This window comes from Kitasatospora sp. NPDC056138 (assembly GCF_042264695.1).
Classification (GTDB): domain Bacteria; phylum Actinomycetota; class Actinomycetes; order Streptomycetales; family Streptomycetaceae; genus Kitasatospora.
Genome location: NZ_JBHJVK010000016.1, coordinates 24,299 through 40,804 on the forward strand (window position 1 = coordinate 24,299; position 16,506 = coordinate 40,804).

The 16,506-nt window shown below is 72.6% G+C and carries 14 protein-coding genes and 1 riboswitch; of the genes, 6 read left to right on the forward strand and 8 right to left on the reverse strand.

The window, feature by feature from the left end; genetic code table 11:
* Positions 1-30: 30 nt before the first annotated feature.
* The gene (locus tag ACFC1R_RS13080) at positions 31-588 is read left to right on the forward strand and encodes a TetR/AcrR family transcriptional regulator (protein WP_375937322.1); all 558 of its coding nucleotides are present in this window, start codon (positions 31-33) and stop codon (positions 586-588) included.
* A gap of 96 nt (positions 589-684) precedes the next feature.
* Here ACFC1R_RS13080 and ACFC1R_RS13085 read toward each other — a convergent pair whose 3' ends face one another.
* From ACFC1R_RS13085 to polX, 3 genes are all read right to left on the reverse strand, one after another.
* On the reverse strand, positions 685-2,079 hold the full coding sequence (locus ACFC1R_RS13085) for an amidase (protein ID WP_375937325.1): 1,395 nt from the start codon (positions 2,077-2,079) through the stop codon (positions 685-687).
* 9 nt (positions 2,080-2,088) lie between these two features.
* Positions 2,089-2,274 carry a hypothetical protein gene (locus ACFC1R_RS13090; RefSeq protein WP_375937328.1) on the reverse strand — a complete coding sequence of 62 codons (186 nt, stop codon included), beginning with the start codon at positions 2,272-2,274 and terminating at the stop codon, positions 2,089-2,091.
* 267 nt (positions 2,275-2,541) lie between these two features.
* A complete protein-coding gene (gene polX, locus ACFC1R_RS13095; RefSeq protein WP_375937331.1) occupies positions 2,542-4,266 on the reverse strand; it encodes a DNA polymerase/3'-5' exonuclease PolX in 1,725 nt (574 codons plus the stop codon).
* 57 nt (positions 4,267-4,323) lie between these two features.
* Between polX and ACFC1R_RS13100 the strand changes: the two genes are divergently transcribed.
* Positions 4,324-4,920 (forward strand): TetR/AcrR family transcriptional regulator, encoded by a 597-nt coding sequence (locus ACFC1R_RS13100; RefSeq protein ID WP_375937334.1) that lies wholly within the window; start codon positions 4,324-4,326, stop codon positions 4,918-4,920.
* Between the two features lie 241 nt (positions 4,921-5,161).
* Entirely contained in the window at positions 5,162-6,010 is an 849-nt protein-coding gene (locus ACFC1R_RS13105; protein ID WP_375937337.1) for an SDR family NAD(P)-dependent oxidoreductase, read from the forward strand.
* Positions 6,011-6,214: 204 nt separating this feature from the next.
* Here ACFC1R_RS13105 and ACFC1R_RS13110 read toward each other — a convergent pair whose 3' ends face one another.
* Positions 6,215-7,027 (reverse strand): SAM-dependent methyltransferase, encoded by an 813-nt coding sequence (locus tag ACFC1R_RS13110; RefSeq protein ID WP_375937339.1) that lies wholly within the window; start codon positions 7,025-7,027, stop codon positions 6,215-6,217.
* A 457-nt stretch (positions 7,028-7,484) separates the two neighbouring features.
* Here ACFC1R_RS13110 and ACFC1R_RS13115 point away from each other — a divergent pair, with 457 nt between their 5' ends.
* Together ACFC1R_RS13115 and ACFC1R_RS13120 are read left to right on the forward strand one after the other, a co-directional pair.
* Complete coding sequence (locus ACFC1R_RS13115) at positions 7,485-8,111, forward strand: sigma factor-like helix-turn-helix DNA-binding protein (RefSeq protein ID WP_375937341.1); 627 nt, start codon at positions 7,485-7,487, stop codon at positions 8,109-8,111.
* Positions 8,108-8,827 carry a hypothetical protein gene (locus tag ACFC1R_RS13120; RefSeq protein WP_375937343.1) on the forward strand — a complete coding sequence of 240 codons (720 nt, stop codon included), beginning with the start codon at positions 8,108-8,110 and terminating at the stop codon, positions 8,825-8,827. The genes ACFC1R_RS13115 and ACFC1R_RS13120 overlap by 4 nt, the downstream gene beginning before the upstream one ends.
* A 144-nt stretch (positions 8,828-8,971) precedes the next feature.
* Here ACFC1R_RS13120 and metE read toward each other — a convergent pair whose 3' ends face one another.
* Positions 8,972-11,296 (reverse strand): 5-methyltetrahydropteroyltriglutamate--homocysteine S-methyltransferase, encoded by a 2,325-nt coding sequence (gene metE, locus ACFC1R_RS13125; RefSeq protein WP_375937346.1) that lies wholly within the window; start codon positions 11,294-11,296, stop codon positions 8,972-8,974.
* 158 nt (positions 11,297-11,454) lie between these two features.
* Positions 11,455-11,608: riboswitch (cobalamin riboswitch) on the reverse strand.
* A 232-nt stretch (positions 11,609-11,840) separates the two neighbouring features.
* Between metE and ACFC1R_RS13130 the strand changes: the two genes are divergently transcribed.
* Entirely contained in the window at positions 11,841-12,206 is a 366-nt protein-coding gene (locus ACFC1R_RS13130) for a hypothetical protein (RefSeq protein ID WP_375937349.1), read from the forward strand.
* A gap of 135 nt (positions 12,207-12,341) precedes the next feature.
* Here ACFC1R_RS13130 and ACFC1R_RS13135 read toward each other — a convergent pair whose 3' ends face one another.
* The 3 genes from ACFC1R_RS13135 to ACFC1R_RS13145 all read right to left on the reverse strand — a co-directional run bounded on the left by ACFC1R_RS13135 (position 12,342) and on the right by ACFC1R_RS13145 (position 16,372).
* Positions 12,342-13,364 (reverse strand): DUF1259 domain-containing protein, encoded by a 1,023-nt coding sequence (locus tag ACFC1R_RS13135; RefSeq protein ID WP_375937352.1) that lies wholly within the window; start codon positions 13,362-13,364, stop codon positions 12,342-12,344.
* A 308-nt stretch (positions 13,365-13,672) separates the two neighbouring features.
* Complete coding sequence (locus ACFC1R_RS13140) at positions 13,673-14,728, reverse strand: type III polyketide synthase (RefSeq protein ID WP_375937355.1); 1,056 nt, start codon at positions 14,726-14,728, stop codon at positions 13,673-13,675.
* Positions 14,729-15,166: 438 nt separating this feature from the next.
* Complete coding sequence (locus ACFC1R_RS13145) at positions 15,167-16,372, reverse strand: cytochrome P450 (RefSeq protein WP_375937358.1); 1,206 nt, start codon at positions 16,370-16,372, stop codon at positions 15,167-15,169.
* Positions 16,373-16,506: the final 134 nt, after the last annotated feature.

Sequence of the window (16,506 nt, forward strand, 5' to 3'; positions counted from 1 at the left end):
GAAGCAACGATTGTGCGTTAAGGTGCCTGAATGAGTGTGTCTGGAGCGCGCCCCGGCGGGCGCAGTGCCCGCGTGCAGCAGGCGGTGCACGCGGCCGTCCGCGAGCTCGTCGAGGAGCGCGGCCGGGACGGTCTGACCGTCCCGGTGATCGCCGCCCGGGCGGGCGTCACCCCGTCGACGGTGTACCGCCGGTGGGGCGACGTGCACGAGCTGCTCTCCGACGTGGCGGTCGAGCACCTGCGTCCCGACTCGCCCCCGGAGGACCTGGGCTCCCTGCGCGGGGACCTCGACGCCTGGGCCTGGCAGTTCCTCGAGGAGATGTCCTCCCCGCCCGGGCGGGCGTACATCCGCGACGCGCTGACCGGCGACCCGGACGGCGGGAACGCCGGCCAGTGCTCGGAGTACGCGGCCCAGCAGATCGCGGCCATCCTCGACCGGGCCGCCGGGCGGGGCGAACCCGTACCGGAGCTGGAGGACGCCATGGACCGGCTGGTGGCGCCGATGATGTACCGCATCCTCTTCCGCCCGGGGCCGTTGACGGCCGAGTACGCACGCGGGCTGGTCGACACCGTACTGCCCCGGCCCTGAACCTGAGCCCGGCGCACCGGGACGGGACCAGGACGGGGCCGCGACAGGACCGGCGCGGGACCGGCACCGAGCCCCGGCATCCGGGACCAGCGGCCGCTACAGCGGCGCCAGCACCCCGGCCGGCCGGCGCCCGCCCTCGTAGGCGGCGCCGATCCGGACGAGGGTCGCCTCGCCGAGCGGCCGGCCGATGAGCTGCATGCCGACGGGGAGCCCCTGCCCGTCGAGGCCGACCGGCAGGGCGAGCGCCGGCAGGCCGGTGAGGTTCGCCGGCGCGGAGAGCCGCACGTAGCTGTCGGACACCGGCTCCCGCACACCGTCCGGCCACTCGATGACCTCCTGACCTACCCGCGCGGCCGTGGACGTCACCGCGGGCGCGGCGATCACGTCGACCCGGTGGAACAGTTCGAGCCAGGCCGCCCGCATCAGGGTCCTCGCGCGCTGCGCCCGGATGTAGTCGGTCGCCGGGACGAACTCCCCCGCCTCCAGCAGCAGTCGGACGTCCTCGGTGTACAGCTCCGGCACCGCGCGCAGGGACGCCTGGTGGTAGGCCGTGGCCTCCGGCACCATCAGCCCCCACTGGGTGGGACGGACGTACTCCGCCATCGGGATCTCCACCGGAACGACTTCGGCACCGAGCGCGGTCAGGTCGTCGACGGCGGCCCGGACCGCCTCCTCCACGGCCGGCTGCACCCGGTCGAAGTAGTAGTTGACGGGCACTCCGACGCGCAGGCCCGCCAGGTCGCCGCCGGGCCCGCACCCGTAGTCCTCCGCCGGCCGGTCGATGCTCGCCGGATCGCGCGGGTCGTGGCCGGCGAGGGCTCCCAGCACCAGACCGGCGTCCCGGACGGTCCGGGTGATCGGCCCGACGTGGTCGAGCGACCACGACAGCGAGGCCACCCCGTGCCGCGACACCAGACCGTACGTCGGCTTCAGCCCGACCGTCCCGGTCAGCGCCGCCGGGATGCGGATGGAACCGCCGGTGTCGGTGCCGATCGCGAAGGTGGCCGTGCCGGAGGCCACCGCCGCCGCCGAACCGCCGCTGGAGCCGCCCGCCAGATGGCCGGTGGACCAGGGGTTGCGGGTCTGCGGGGTGGTCGTCCCGTACGCGAACTCGTGGGTGTGGGTCTTCCCGACGAGCACCGCACCGGCCGCGTGCAGCCTCGCGGTGACGGCGGCGTCGGCGGTGGGCACATGGCCGGCACGGACCAGGGAGCTCGCGGTGGTGGGCACACCGGCGGTGTCGACCAGGTCCTTCAGCCCGAAGGGGACGCCGTGCAGCGGCCCCCGGTACAGGCCGGCCGCGATCTCCCGTTCGGCCCCGCGGGCGGAGCGCAGCGCGGCGTCGGCGGTGACGGTCACATAGGCGTTGACCTCGGGGTCCACGGCGGCGATGCGGTCCAGCACCGAGCGGGTGAGCTCCACCGGCGACAGGGATCGGTCGGCGAGGGCACGGGCGGCCTCGGTGAGGGAGAGTTCGTAGGGCTGGGTCACGGTGCTGTCCTAACCGGCGTCGAAGGCGGAGGCTGGGGCGGTGTCCCCGAGGGCCAGCCCGTCCAGGGTGCGGAGTACGTCGTGGACGGCGTTCACGGTCGCCGTCACGGCGGGCAGGCGGTCGGGCGGCAGCGGGAGTCCGGCGCGTTCTGCCAGCCGGGCGATGTCCGCGGGTGCCAGGTCGGTGGTGGCCACGGCAGGTCCCTTCCGAGCGCGCCGGGTGTGCGGCGTGACGCCTCGACACCCGACTAACGCTCAATCTTTGCGTTACTGGAGACCGTAGCAACCTCGTCATCGCTAACGCAAATTCTGAGCCTTTATGGGCCTTGCAGAATGGCCCGGCACCCGTCGCCGGCATCCTCCGGACGGCAGCAGCTCGCCCCTCCTCCCCCTCGACAAGGCAGCGGCGAAGGAGCTCTGACGGGCCTTCGGCCCGGCGACGCAGCACCTGGCGACCGGCGCTCAGACCCGCTTCTTGCGCAGGAAGCCCTGCAGGCGCCGCAGCGGCCAGGTGTTGATCACCTCGTCCTTGCCGAGCCAACCCCGCTGAGCGGTGGCGATGCCGTAACGGAGGTTCGCCAGGTGGACGACCGAGTGCGCGTCGGTGTTCACCGCGAAGCGGACGCCGTGCCGACGGGCGGCCAGGATCTGCTCGTCGCCCAGGTCCAGGCGCTCGGGCGAGGCGTTGACCTCCAGCGCGGTGCCGGTACGGGCGCAGGCCGCGTAGACGGCGTCGAAGTCCGCGTCGATGGCGGGCCGCCGGCCCAGCAGCCGGGTGGTGGGGTGGCCGATGACGTGCACGTACGGGTTCTCGCAGGCCCGGATCAGCCGACGGGTCTGCGCGTCGCGGTCGGCGCCGAAGTGGGAGTGGACGGAGGCCACGCAGAGGTCGAAGCCGGCCAGGAACTCCGCGGGCCAGTCCACCCCGCCCTCCGGGCCGATGTTGAGCTCGGTGCCGTGCAGGACCCGCATCCCCCGGTAGTGGCGGTCCAGTTCGCGCACCCGCCGGCGCTGCGCCAGCATCTTCTCGTCCGTCATCCGCTGCATCGCCAGGTCCGGGGCGTGGTCGGTGACGGCACAGTACGCGTAACCCCGGTCGGCGGCTGCCGCGAGCATCTGCTCCAGCGTGGCCAGGCCGTCGGTGACGTCGGTGTGGATGTGCAGGTCACCCCGGATGTCCTGTTCGGTGACGGGTTCGGGCAGCTCGCCGGCCGACGCGGCGTCGATCTCACCGCGGTCCTCCCGCAGGGTGGGCGGGATCCAGGGCAGACCGAGCGCCCGGCACACCTCCTCCTCGGTCGCCGAGGCGACCTCGGCACCGATCCCGACCTCGGACAGGCCGTACTCGGAGAGCTTGAGCCCGGCCTTGACGGCGCGGCTCCGCAGCCGGATGTTGTGCGCCTTGGAGCCGGTGAAGTAGACCATCGCCGCTCCCCAGTCCTCCGGCGGGACGACCCGCAGGTCCACCTGCACGCCCTTCACCGTGCGGACCGAGGTCTTGGTGGCGCCCCGGACCAGCACCTCGGCGACGTACGGGAGGCCGGCCACCGCCGCCATCAGCGCCGCCGAGTCCTCGGCGGCCGCCAGCACGTCGAGGTCGCCGATCGTCTCCCGCATCCGCCGCAGCGATCCGGCGTACGCACAGCGCAGGCAGCCGGGAACGACGGCGAGTGCCGCGACGATCTCCTCGCCCTGCTCCAGCGCCACGTCGAGGAGCACCCGGCCGCCGCTCTGCCGCATCACCTCGATGCCGTGCACGATGTTCTCGGCCGTGCGCTCGCCGAGCCCCCGCAGCCCGCCCAGGCGCTCGCCCTTCGCCGCCTCCAGCAGTTCGTCGACCGAGGAGATGCCGAGCTCCTCGTACAGCAGCGCCGCGGTCTTGGGACCGACGGTGGGGATGGCCATGATCTCCCGCACGCCGGGCGGGACCTTGGTCCGGAGCTGCTCGACGGCCGCGACCCGGCCGGTGCCGAGGTACTCGGTGATCTTCTCCGCGGTCGACTTCCCCACACCGGGGATCTCCTGGAGCCCCTTGAGGTCCAGGCCGCCGACGTCCCTGTGGTAGCCGCCGACCGACCGCGCCGCCTTCTCGTAGGAGCGCGCCCTGAAGGCGTCCCCGCCGGTGAGCAGGATGAGGTCCGCGTACTCCCCGAGCAGCGCCGCGACCTCGTCGTTGAGCCGGGCCATGGGGCCAAGTCTAGGAGCGCTTGACAGCACGGGGCATGCAGAATGAATATTCATTCCGTGACTTCCAGGAAGCCCGACCTCGCCCGACTCCTGATCGACAGCGCGATCGCCCTGTTCGCCGAACGCACTTACGAGGGCACCCAGATGCCCGCCGTGGCGCAGCTCGCCGGAGTCGGCGTGGGCAGCATCTACCGGTACTTCCCGAGCAAGGAGGCACTCGGCAACGCCGCCTTCCAGCACGCCAAGCGCGAACTGCTCGACCAGCTGGCCGAGGCGCTCGCCGAAGGCGGTCCCGCCGGATCCACCCGCGAGGAGTTCGGCCGTTTCTGGCACGGCTTCACGCGGTTCGCGGGCGGGCACCCGGCCGCCTTCGTCTTCCTGGAGCACCAGCAGCACGACACCTTCCTCGCCCCCGAGAGCCAGGCCCTGGCGGCCGAGATCGACGCCCTCGCGGCCGACTTCATCGCGCGGGGCCAGCAGGCCGGCGACATCCGCGAGGGGGACGCCGAGCAGCTGGTGGCGCTCGCCGTGGGGGCGTTCGCCGGTCTGGTGAAGCTCCACCGCACGGACGGGCTCGCCGGGCTCTCGGCCGAGGCCCTGGGCCGGGCGGAGGAGGCCGTCTGGGACCTGCTGCACCGCACGGCCGGGGCGTGACCCCGGCCCCAGGCCCCGCCCTTCGGCGCGTCGCCCTTCGGCACACCACCGTTCGGTACACCGCCCTTGGGCACACCACCCGAAATCGACCGCCCGGAAGCTACCGGCCCACGAAAGCACCGACCGGCCCGAAAGCACCGACCGGCAGCAGCCGACCGGCGGCGACCACACGGGCAGCGGCATCCGCCGACCGCCCCGGTTCACCCGGCGGCACCGGAACACCCACCTCCAGGAGTACGGGATGACAGGCACCAAGACCGTTCTGATCACCGGCTGTTCCTCCGGCATGGGCCGGCAGGCCGCGCTGGCGCTGCACCGGCTCGGCCACCGCGTGTACGCCACCGCCCGCAGGCCCGAGACGCTCGCCGACCTGGCGGCGCAGGGCATCGAGACCCTGCCGCTGGACGTCACCGACGAGCGGTCGATGGCCGAGGCCGTCGCCCGGATCGAGCAGGCGCACGGGAGCGTCGACGTCCTGATCAACAACGCCGCCTACGGGCTGCACCTTCCGGTGGAGTCCGCGACGCCGGAGGAGGTGCGGGCGCAGTTCGACACCAACGTCTTCGGCCTGGTGCGGATGGCCCAGCTGGTGCTGCCGGGGATGCGCCGGGCGGGACGCGGCCGGATCGTCAACATCTCCTCGATGGCCGGCCGCTTCTCGCCGCCCGGCGGCGCCTTCTACCACGCGAGCAAGCACGCGGTGGAGGCGATCAGCGACTCGCTGCGGCTGGAGGTGGCACCGTTCGGCGTCGAGGTGGTCGTGGTCCAACCCGGCCCGACCATCACCGAGTTCAGCAGCACGGCGGTCGGCACCATGCACGGCGGAGCCACCGCCGGGGATCCGTACGGGAGCTTCCGCGCCGAACTCGCCGACATGTACGCCAACAAGTCCTTCACCCGCCGCAACGGCGCGGTGCCCGCGGAGACGGCGACCAGGGCCATCGTCCACGCGGCCACCGTCCCCCGCCCCCGGGCCCGCTACGCGATCGGCGCCCTGGCCCGCGCCACGATGATCGCCAGGCGCCTGCTGCCGGACGCCGCCTTCGACGCCGTCATGCGCCGCAGCTTCCCGCTGCCGTCGGCAGGCTGAACCGGCCCGCGCCCAAGCCGTGCCGGCCCGCACCGGCCCACGCCGGAGGAGACGGGGCGGGACCGCAGACCGGGCGCCCGCCGTTCCCGGCGGCACCCGACCGCCGGGGGCAGCCCCGCCCGAGCGGCCCGCGCCGCCCCCCTCGCCCCGGGCGGTGGCCCCTCCTGCCCCCGGGTGGCGGACCGACCGCGAGCCGCATTCCCGTCAGCGCTTCAGCGCGACGGCCGCATAGGCCGAGGCGTGGGCGTCGGCGACCAGCGGGTCGGGCCGTCCTCCGTCGGGGCGCCAACGGTGGGTCGCCACGATGCCCGGGGGGAGGACGTCCAACCCCTGGAGGAACAGCGCGAGTTCCGCCTTGGTCCGCATCCGGACGGTGGTCCCGGCCGCCTCGTAGACCCGGACGATCCGCTCGGCCTCCTCGGGGGCGAAGTCGGGACTGCCGTGGCTGATGACCAGTGCGCTCCCGGGCACAAGGGCCGCCATGAGCTGCCGGACCACCCCCAGGGCGCCCTGACTGTCGGGGATGAAGTGCATTATCGCGTTGAGGCTGAGGGCGACGGGCTGGTCCAGGTCGATGTTCTGCCGCACCTCGGGGGCCTTGAGGATGGACTCCGGGTCGGTGATGTCGGCCTGGAGGTAGGCCGTTCGCCCCTCGGGCGTGCTGCGCAGCAGGGCCTGGGCGTGGGCGAGGACGATGGGGTCGTTGTCCGCGTAGACGATCCGGGCGGCGGGCTGGCACTGCTGGGCCACCTCGTGGAGGTTGGGTGAGGTGGGGATGCCGGTGCCGATGTCGAGGAACTGGCGGATGCCGGCTTCGGCCAGGTGACGGGTGGAGCGGTGCATGAAGTCCCGGTTGACCCGTGCGGCCCGCTCCGCCCACGGGAAGACCGCCATGACCTGGCCGGCTGCTTCACGGTCGGCGGCGAAGTTGGTCGTGCCGCCGAGGTAGTAGTCGTACATCCGAGCCGAGTGCGCTCGGTGGAGTTCGAGGTTCACCTCGGTGTCGTCCCTGCCCATCAAGTCCCCCCAGGTCGTCGGGGCGCCGCGCCGGGCCGCGCCCCCGCGCCGCCCGGCGCGCACGCCGGTGGCGCGCCGGGGGCTTCGGCTTGCGCAGATCATGCCCATGACCGCCGGGCGGCAATCGGCTACCGGGTCGACGAACGGACGGCCGCCCGGCCGATGAACGGGCAACCGCCAGGACGATCGACGGGCGGCCGCCGGGCCGGTGGACGGGCGGACGGCCGCGCAGCACGCCGGCCCCGGACCACAATCCGTGGTCAAGTCGACTGCTGGATGGGCAAGATGACTACTCAACAGGCGAATGAGTAGCCATACTACTACCGTCGGTTGCCATTTCTCTGGTCTGCTTGCACCGCAGGCCCCGGCGCGCGCTGCCATGGTCCCGTGGAGTCACGGGTTTCCCGGCGCCGACGGCCACCGGCGGTGCGGCATCCGGCACGGGAGGGCGGGAGAGATGGCGTTCGACAGCGATGCGCCGCCGGGGTCCGGCGGGCACCCGGCCGAGGAGGGCGTGCACGGGTGCGGCGGGGCTGCGCTGGAGGGCTTCCGGCTACGGGTGACCTTCGAGGCGTTCTGCGTCACGCACCAGTGCGCGTGGACCGGGTTCGCCCGCACCCAGGTCGGCAGTGAGCAGGACGCCGCCGCCGTGGTCGACGCGATGAAGGAGCACCTGGCCCGCAACTGGGCGCTCGCCCTGCGCCAGGAGATCCTCGCCGCCTACGCCTGGCGGCTGCTCAAGGAGCACATCGCGGACTGGCTCGCCGCGGCGGGCGACCTGCGCCCGGCCCTCGTCCAGACCGCGGCCTTCGATGCCGTGGTCCACCACTTCCGGCACCGGGCCCGGATCGGCCCGGAGAGCCTGCCCGAGCAGATCGGCCTGTTCACCGCGATCCTGGAGCTCCCCGAACGCCAGCACGACGTCGTCGTCCTCAAGTACTGCCTGGACCTGGACGATGAGAAGATCGCCGAGTACCTCGGCACACCACTGGCGACACTGCGGTCCAACCTCCGCCATGCCCGACGGCGGCTGGCCCGGACCTTGGGCCGACCGGACCTCGCCGACATGAGGGGAGAACAGTGAGCCCCCGTTCCGGACCGGACCACGACCTGGTCCAGTGGCTGCGCGGCTACCGCTCGGCACTCGGCGGCGCCACTCCCCCGAGCCCCGGAACCGGCACTCCGGCACGGGTGTTCAGCGGACCGCCGAGCATGCCGCCGACCGGCGCCGACCTCGTCACGGCGGCCCCCGCCCGGTTCCCCTCCGCGCACGAGCAGGCGGCCCACGAACTCGCCCTCGCCACCGCGTTGGTCCTCAACGCCCCGCAGGCCTCCCACGCCCTCGGCCTGCTGGTCAACAGCAACAGGATCCACCCCGAAGGCGCCGTCGTCTTCGCCGGCCTGCTGTTCCTCACCGGGCGCGAGGAAGCGGCCCAGTTCTGGTGGCAGTTCGCCGCCGGCTCCGGCAACAACACCGCCGCCTACTGCCTGCACCTGTACCACCTGCAGCTGGGCGAGACCCGGGACGCCGCCTACTGGCGCGGCCAGGCCGAGCAGTTGGCCGTCCGGGACCCGGCCGCCCGGCGCCGCAGTGTCCGCTCCCCCGTGCCGCTGCTCCCCGACGACGTGCGTCTGGACATCCTCGCCCGCTGCCACCAGGGCCTGTGCCCACGCCTGCCGGTCGCCCTGGAGTCGGTCATCAACCGCCTCGTCGTCGACAGTGACGACGACGACTTCGGCGAGATCCCGCAGCCCTGCCGCCGCCTGATCGACGAACTGGCCACCCACCAACCGAACTGACGCACCACCGGGGGGTGTCGGCCGCCACCGGCCCTCGGTGCGAAGCCTCGGTACGCGGCCCACCGCACGGCCGGCTCCGGTCCGCCGGCTCCAGGCGGGGGGCGGGGGTGCCCGGGGTCCGGTCCGACCCCGGGCACCCGGGGCTCAGCCGGCCGGGGAGTCCGTCAGCTCTTGCCGGACCTGGCGGGCGGCCGCGACCAGGTGCTCCAGGGAGCTGCGGGTCTCGGGCCAGCCACGGGTCTTCAGACCGCAGTCGGGGTTGACCCACAGCCGCTCGGCCGGGATCGCAGCGAGCCCCTTCCGCAGCAGTTCCACCGCCTCCGCCGTGCTCGGCACGCGCGGCGAGTGGATGTCGTACACACCGGGGCCGACCTCGCGCGGATAACCGGCCCCGGCCAGCTCGTGGGCCACCTGCATGTGCGAACGGGCCGCCTCCAGGGAGATCACGTCCGCGTCCAACTCGTCGATGGCGGCCATGATCTCGCCGAACTCTGCGTAGCACATGTGGGTGTGGATCTGGGTGTCCGCGCGCACCCCCGAGGTGGAGAGGCGGAAGGACTCGGTGGCCCATCCGAGATAGCCGGGCCGGTCGGCGGCGCGCAGCGGCAGGGTCTCGCGCAGCGCGGGTTCGTCGACCTGGATCACGGCCGCGCCCGCCGCCTCCAGGTCCTGGACCTCGTCGCGCAGGGCGAGGGCGACCTGGCGGGCGGTGTCGGCGACGGGCTGGTCGTCGCGGACGAAGGACCAGGCGAGCATGGTGACCGGGCCGGTGAGCATGCCCTTGACCGGACGGTCCGTCAGGTCCTGCGCGTAGCGGTACCAGTCCACGGTCATCGGGTGGGGGCGCGAGATGTCGCCCGCCAGCACCGGCGGCCGGACGTAGCGGGTGCCGTACGACTGCACCCAGCCGTGCTGGGTGGCCAGGTAGCCGGTGAGCCGTTCGGCGAAGTACTGGACCATGTCGTTGCGTTCGGGCTCGCCGTGGACCAGGACGTCCAGGCCCGCCTTCTCCTGGTAGGCGATGACCTCGCGGACCTCGGCGCGCATCCGGTCCCGGTAGCCGCCGTCGTCGATGCGGCCCGCCCGCAGGTCGGCGCGGGCGGTGCGCAGGTCGGTGGTCTGCGGGAAGGAGCCGATGGTGGTGGTCGGCAGCAGCGGCAGGCCCAGGCGGGCGCGCTGGGCGACGGCCCGCTCGGGGTAGGCCTGGGCCCGGTGGGCGTCCTCGGCGGCGGTGGCGGCGGCCCTGGCCCGGACGGCCGGGTCGTGGGTGAGCGCGGAGGCGGCGCGGGAGGCCAGCCCCGCGCGGTTGGCGGCGAGTTCGGCACCGATCGCGAAGGTGCCCTCGCGCAGGCCGCGGGCCAGGGTGGTGATCTCGGTGGTCTTCTGCCGGGCGAAGGCGAGCCAGCGGGCGACCTGCGGGTCGAGGTCGCGTTCGGCGGCGGCGTCGAGCGGGACGTGCAGCAGGGAGCAGGACGCGGCGACGTCGACCCGGTCGGCGAGGCCGAGCAGGGTGGCGAGGGTGGCCAGCGACTTCTCCAGGTCGTTGATCCAGATGTTGCGGCCGTCCACCACACCGGCCACCAGCCGTTTGCCGGGCAGTCCGCCGACCGAGGCGAGGTCGGCGAGGTTCGCCGCCCCGGGACCGGTGAAGTCCAGGCCGACACCCTCGATCGGGGCCTTGGCCAGGACCGGGAGTGCCTCGCCGGCCCGGTCGAAGTAGGTGGCGACCAGGATCTTGGGCCGGTCTGCGAGTACGCCGAGTTCACGGTAGACGCGGGCGGCGGTGTTCAGTTCGGCCGGCGTGCGGTCCTGGACCAGGGCGGGCTCGTCCAGCTGGACCCACTCCGCGCCGGCCGCGCGCAGGTCGGAGAGGAGTTCCGCGTAGACGGGCAGCAGGCGGTCGAGCAGGGTGACCGGCCGGAAGTCGGCGGCCACACCGGGGGCGGGCTTGGCCAGCAGCAGATAGGTGAGCGGACCGAGCAGCACCGGACGGGCACTGTGGCCGAGGGCGACGGCCTCGCGGAGCTCGCCGACCAGCTTGGCGGGATTGGCCGCGAACACCGTGTCAGGGCCCAACTCCGGCACCAGGTAGTGGTAGTTGGTGTCGAACCACTTGGTCATCTCCAGCGGCGCGGCCTCCTGGGTGCCGCGGGCCATCGCGAAGTAGCCGTCCAGCGGATCGGCTTCGACGGCGGCCCGGTGCCGGGCCGGGATCGCGCCGAGCGCCACGGTGGCGTCCAGCACGTGGTCGTACAGCGAGAAGTCCCCGGCAGGGACCTCCTGGACGCCCGCGTCGGCCAGGCGCCGCCAGGTGTCCCGGCGCAGCGCTGCGGCGGTGGTGCGCAGGGACTCGGCACTGACCCGGCCTGCCCAGTAGCCCTCGATCGCCTTCTTCAGCTCCCGGCCGGCGCCCTGCCTGGGGTAGCCGTACACGGTGGCCTGCGGGGTGGCGGTGGAACTCGTTGCCACGGAACTCTCCTTCGCGAGTCGCGGTGCGATCCCGGGAGAGCACGGGGGGCGAAGGAACGGCAGCCGGGGCGCGGCACCATGCGTGTGCCCGCCCGCTCCGCCGACCTGCCCACGAGGTCACCGAGATCACCGCATGCGGGGTGCACGCGGGCAGTGGCAGGTCTTCGGACTCATGGGCACGTCGGACACCCGATGGCTGTCCGGCACCTACTGGCCGTCGCTTCCCGGACCCTCGGGGTCCAGTGCGTGTGACGGCGGTCGTTCCCACTCACCGCTGCGGGGCAGTCCCGGATTCGCACCGGGTTCCCTCTTGCGACGCACCTGCCTGGCCGGCAGGGCGAACCGACTGCGAGGCCCACCCTAGGCCCACGGGCACCCCGCTGTCAGTGATCGTCCGCACATCGGATGGCTTTCCGGACCGGCCGCAGCGCTTTTTGGCCCACAGCGTCGACATGGGCCGGAAAGCTACTGCTCACGCCGCTGACGACACGTTAGTAATACTCCTACGTCCACCAGCCCGTGATCCGATAGGGAGTCACCACCCATGACCCGTCTGCGTACCGCCTGTCTGGCCGCCGGCCTCGCCACCGCCGCGCTCGGCCTGGCAGTGTCCCCCGCCGAAGCCGCTCCCGGCGATGTCACCAATGTCTGCGCCAGCACGCTCACCCCGAGCGGATTCGTCGACGTCCAGTGGTGGAACAGCTCCGGCTGCGGCTCCGGCTTCGAACCGAACGCGAAGCAGATCAAGCAGCTCACCGGTCTCCCGGTCGGCACCGTGGTGAACGCCTGCGCCTCGACCTACCAGCCCGCCGGCTGGGTCCAGGTGAGCTCCTACTACAGCAGCAGCTGCCGCTACTCGGCCGTGCCCAGCTTCAACAACAACGCCTGGCAGCTCAAGCGCGTCTCCTGACACAGCCCCGCCGCAGGCGCGCCGGCGGTCACGGACTCGGTACCGCGCGTCCGTGACCGCCACCTCGCCGGCCCCACGTCCACCGGTGCACCCGCCGGCCGGCCGCTCCTGCGGCGTCCCGGCACGGCCGGAGGGCTAGCCGGTCCCCCCGATCAGCGGAGAGGACACGACGTTGGTGGCGGCGAGTGCGGGACGGACCGCCTTGGCCAGAGCGACGGCATCGCCCACGGCCCAGACGTGGGTGAAGAACAGCCGCGGTTCGTCCGTCAGCCCGTGGTTGTGGAGCTCGACGAGCTCGATGCCGCCGCGCCGCAGTGCCGTGAGCGCCTGCTGGACCTCGCCGGCGACCATGACGAGATCTCCGCTCAGCGCGGCCCGGCCGCCTCCCAGCGGCTGGAAGTTGAAGGCCGAGGTGGCGCCCAGACCGGCGGGCAGGGCATGGCCGTCGTCGACGACGGTCTCGCGACGGACGAAGACACTGGTATAGACCTCGCCGTTGTTCACGCCACCGGCGCCCAGCGCGGCGTCGATACCGGCCGTGTCCAGGTCGAGGGACTTGATCGCAGCAGGCGCGACCGGAGGCGGGGTACCAGTACGGTCGAGCGCCGTGCGCAGCCCCTGGGCCAGCGACGCAGCGTCGTGGCCGTGTGCGCAGACGTGGGTCCACCAGAGGTCGGGGCTCTGCGTCGGCAGGTGCTTGTGGATGGCGGTCTGCGCGATGCCCTGGGCCTGCAGGGCATCGGTCATGCCCTGCAACTCGCTCTCGGTCACCACCAGATCGCCCATCATCAGCGTGCTGCCGTCGCTGTACCGGGCGAAGGACACGTGCGAACCCAGCGCCAGTCCCGGGGAGACGGTGACGCCGCGGGAGACCACGGTCAGGTCCCTGCGCGGGAACGGCGTGTGGTGGTAGGTCCCGCGGATCAGGGTGCCCGTCCGGCCCAGTGCGTGCACGACCTCCTTCCAGTCCCCCTCACCGGTGGGCACCGGCCTGTGCGGCTCCGCCTTGTGCACGTCCTCGGCCGTGGTCTGCGGGGAGCACGCGGCGGCAGCCCCGAGGCCGGCCAGCATCGGCACCAGCCCGGCCGCGCTCAACAGCCGCCGCCGCGCCACACCGGCCCGCGCACGACCCTCCTGATACCGCTGTCCAGTCGTCACACGCACACCTCCAGGGGCCGATGCAAACACAGGAACGGCCTCCTGCGTCGTAGCCACGGCGCCGAGCGGCGGTGATCAACCGGATCGGTCGGCAAGGTGCCGACCGGGGCCGCGCGACCGGTCACGGTCCGGGTCCGCCGGGGCGGCCAGGACAACCCGGTGCGAGCGGGGCGACCGGGGCGACCGGCTCCGCGGACGTCGGCGGGCACGGTCGGGATCAGCCGATGAGTGGGGCCGACCCCGGCTGTGCCCGCCGGTGTCCCAGGTGGTGTCTCGGTTGTCGGTCCTGCGTTGTCAGCCCTGCGTTGTCAGCCCTGCGGCGCCGTCCAGGTGCCCAGGGAGATCTCGGCGGTGATGCCCGGACCGAAGCCGGCCAGCAGCCCGTGGTGGCCGTCCAAGGCCGACTGTTCGTCGAACATCCGGGCCAGGGCGTCGAGCACGACCGCACTGGCGATGTTGCCGTACTCGGTGAGCGTGGCCCGGCTGAACCGGAAGGCCTCGCGCGGCACTTCGAGGAAGTGACTCAGGTCGTCCAGGATCCGTGGGCCGCCCGCGTGGACGATGTAGAAGTCCAGCTTGCCCACGTTCCACTGGTGCTCCTCCGCCACGGAGCGCAGGGCCGGGCTGAGGGGCTCCATCGTCCCCGGGACCCGCTTGTCGAGCTGGAAGTGGAAACCGGTGGAGCGGACCGCGTAGGAGATCCAGTCCTCGGTGTGCGGGATCAGGTACGAGGCGTTGCGCTCCAGCCGGATCCCGGTACCGCCCTCCGCCCGGACCACTGCGGCGGCGATCCCGTCACCGAACAGCCCGTTGGAGAGCAGCGATCCCACGCCCAGGTCGGTGGGCTGGTAGCACAGCGAGCAGAACTCGCAGGCCACGATCAGCACGTTGGCGTCGGGGTAGGCGGTGCAGAAGTCGTGGGCCCGGTTGACGGCGGCACCGCCCGCCGCACAGCCGAGTTGGGCGATCGGCAGCTGCCGGGTCTCCGACCGGAAACCCATCCTGTTGATCAGCCAGGCCGTCAGCGACGGCATCATGAAGCCGGTGCAGGAGACGTAGATGATCAAGTCGATCTGCTGCGGCTCCAGTTCGGCCTGCTCCAGCGCCAGCGACACCACCGCCGGGACGCGGGCCTTGGACTCCGCCTCGTAGACGGCGCTCCGGGCGTCCAGCCCCGGGTGTCTCAGGACCGTCTCGATGGGTTGGATCAGATGTCGTTTCTGTACGCCGGTGTGCTCGATCAGACGCAGCGCCAGGTCCAGTTGCGGATGGTCGCGGTGCAGTCTCCGGGCCAGTTCGAGGGTCTCCTCGTTGGTGATGACGTGGTCGGGGACAGCTATCGCCGGTTTGCACAGAACTGCCATGGGATCTCCTCCTGACGCACGGTGGTCCCGGTACGACCCGGTCGGGGTCGGGGATTCACCAGTCGGCGGCAGCCGCTGCGGGCCGGACGCGCGGAGGTGGCGCGGCGGGGGTCTCGTGAGAGGGGAGCAGACGGACAGACCGTTGAGGATCGGGTACTCGCTGCACGGGCGGACGCACCGCTCGCGACTCGGTTCTGGCCAGCTCAGCCCAATGTACGGGAGGCGGCCCGACCCTGCATGTCGACCCGTGACACCGGCCGCGCCGACCCGGCCGGGGCAACCGGCCGGGTCGGCGTCAGCTGCGGAGCGCGGTCCACCGCCCTCCGCGGTCCTGCGTGGTGTTCTGCGCGCGGTCTGGGTGCTGTTCTGCGTGCGGTCCTGGGGGACCGTCCGGGTGCGGTCCTGGGTGCGGTCTGGGTGCGACTGTGGAGCCGACCGTCACCAGGCCACCGGCAGGGCGAGCGGATAGCGCCAGATCGACGAGGTGTTCCACTGCACTTCCTCGGCGGGCTTTGCCAGCGTGAGCCGGGGAAAGCGCTCCAGCAGCATGCCGAGGGCGATTTCGAGCTCGATGGCGGCGAGCGGTGCGCCGAGGCAGTGGTGCGCGCCCCAGCCGAAGGTCATGTGCGACGGGCTGGTGCGGTCCAGATCCAGCTCGTCGGGCCGGTCGAACTTGCGGCCGTCGCGGTTGGCCGTCAGGTAGGAGACGTGCACGATGTCGCCCGCGCGGATCGTCACCCCGCTCAGTTCGACGTCCTCGGTGGCCACCCGCGGGATGCCGACACCCTTGCGGAAGGGGATGAAGCGCAGCAGCTCGTTGATCGCCTGCGGGAGCATCTCGGGCGTCTCGCGCAGCCGGGCGAGCACGTCGGGCCGGGTGAGCAGGGTGTAGCCGAGGTTCCCGATCTCGTACGTCGTGGTGTCCTGACCGGTGATCAGCAGGACCATGGCCATGACGGTCAGTTCCTGGTCGTCGAGGATCTGGTCTCCGTCACGGGCTGTCGCCAGCGCGCTGATCAGATCCTCACCGGGGTTCCGGCGGCGCTCCGCCGTCAGCTCGGCGAAGTACGCGCGCAGGTCCGCCTTGGCCCGTACCGCGTCGGCCCGGTTGTCCGCGCCGACGTCCATCATCGTCCGGGCGTGGGCGCGCAGCTGCGAGTGGTCGGCGTCGGGGATCTCCAGGACCTCGCAGATCGTGATCAGGGGCAGCGGTCCGGCCAGGTGCTCCATCAGATCGGCCGGCGCGCCGTGCTCCGCCATCCGGTCCAGGAGCTCGCCCACCACGTGCCGGGTCCGCAACTGCATGCGCTCGATGTGGGCGGGCGCGAAGCCCTTGGACACCAGGCTCCGCAGGCGGCTGCTGGCCGGCGGGTCCATCACGTTGATCGCCTCGGCCTGGACGATCGGCTCAGGGGTCATCCGCGGGAAGTCGCGGCCGATGACGGCACTCCGGCTGAAACGCCGGTCGGTCGTCACCGTGCGCACATCGTCGTAGCCGGTGACCAGCCAGGCCTCGCCCTCACCGTAGGGCAGCCGGATCCGGGCGACTGGTTCGTCGTTCAGAAGCTGCCTGAGTGTCGGGTCGAACTCGAGGGCCTCCGCGAAGTCGAATGGGCAGTTCCGAGCGCTGGAGCCGGTGGACATACGGATCTCCTGGTCTGGGCGGTGGGGGGCTGGGTCGGGAGCCCGAGGGGATGGACGGGACACCGGTACCCGATCGGCCGTCGGCGCACACCGGACAGGGCCCGGATGCGCCGGTAGTTCATCCGAGCCGATCA

What these genes read in the sequence shown, in the direction of transcription:
- ACFC1R_RS13080 (WP_375937322.1), top strand. Translation starts at nt 31, where the DNA reads ATGAGTGTGTCTGGAGCGCGCCCCGGCGGGCGCAGTGCCCGCGTGCAG.
- polX (WP_375937331.1), bottom strand. Translation starts at nt 4,266, where the DNA reads ATGGCCCGGCTCAACGACGAGGTCGCGGCGCTGCTCGGGGAGTACGCG.
- ACFC1R_RS13105 (WP_375937337.1), top strand. Translation starts at nt 5,162, where the DNA reads ATGACAGGCACCAAGACCGTTCTGATCACCGGCTGTTCCTCCGGCATG.
- ACFC1R_RS13110 (WP_375937339.1), bottom strand. Translation starts at nt 7,027, where the DNA reads ATGGGCAGGGACGACACCGAGGTGAACCTCGAACTCCACCGAGCGCAC.
- ACFC1R_RS13115 (WP_375937341.1), top strand. Translation starts at nt 7,485, where the DNA reads ATGGCGTTCGACAGCGATGCGCCGCCGGGGTCCGGCGGGCACCCGGCC.
- ACFC1R_RS13130 (WP_375937349.1), top strand. Translation starts at nt 11,841, where the DNA reads ATGACCCGTCTGCGTACCGCCTGTCTGGCCGCCGGCCTCGCCACCGCC.
- ACFC1R_RS13140 (WP_375937355.1), bottom strand. Translation starts at nt 14,728, where the DNA reads ATGGCAGTTCTGTGCAAACCGGCGATAGCTGTCCCCGACCACGTCATC.
- ACFC1R_RS13145 (WP_375937358.1), bottom strand. Translation starts at nt 16,372, where the DNA reads ATGTCCACCGGCTCCAGCGCTCGGAACTGCCCATTCGACTTCGCGGAG.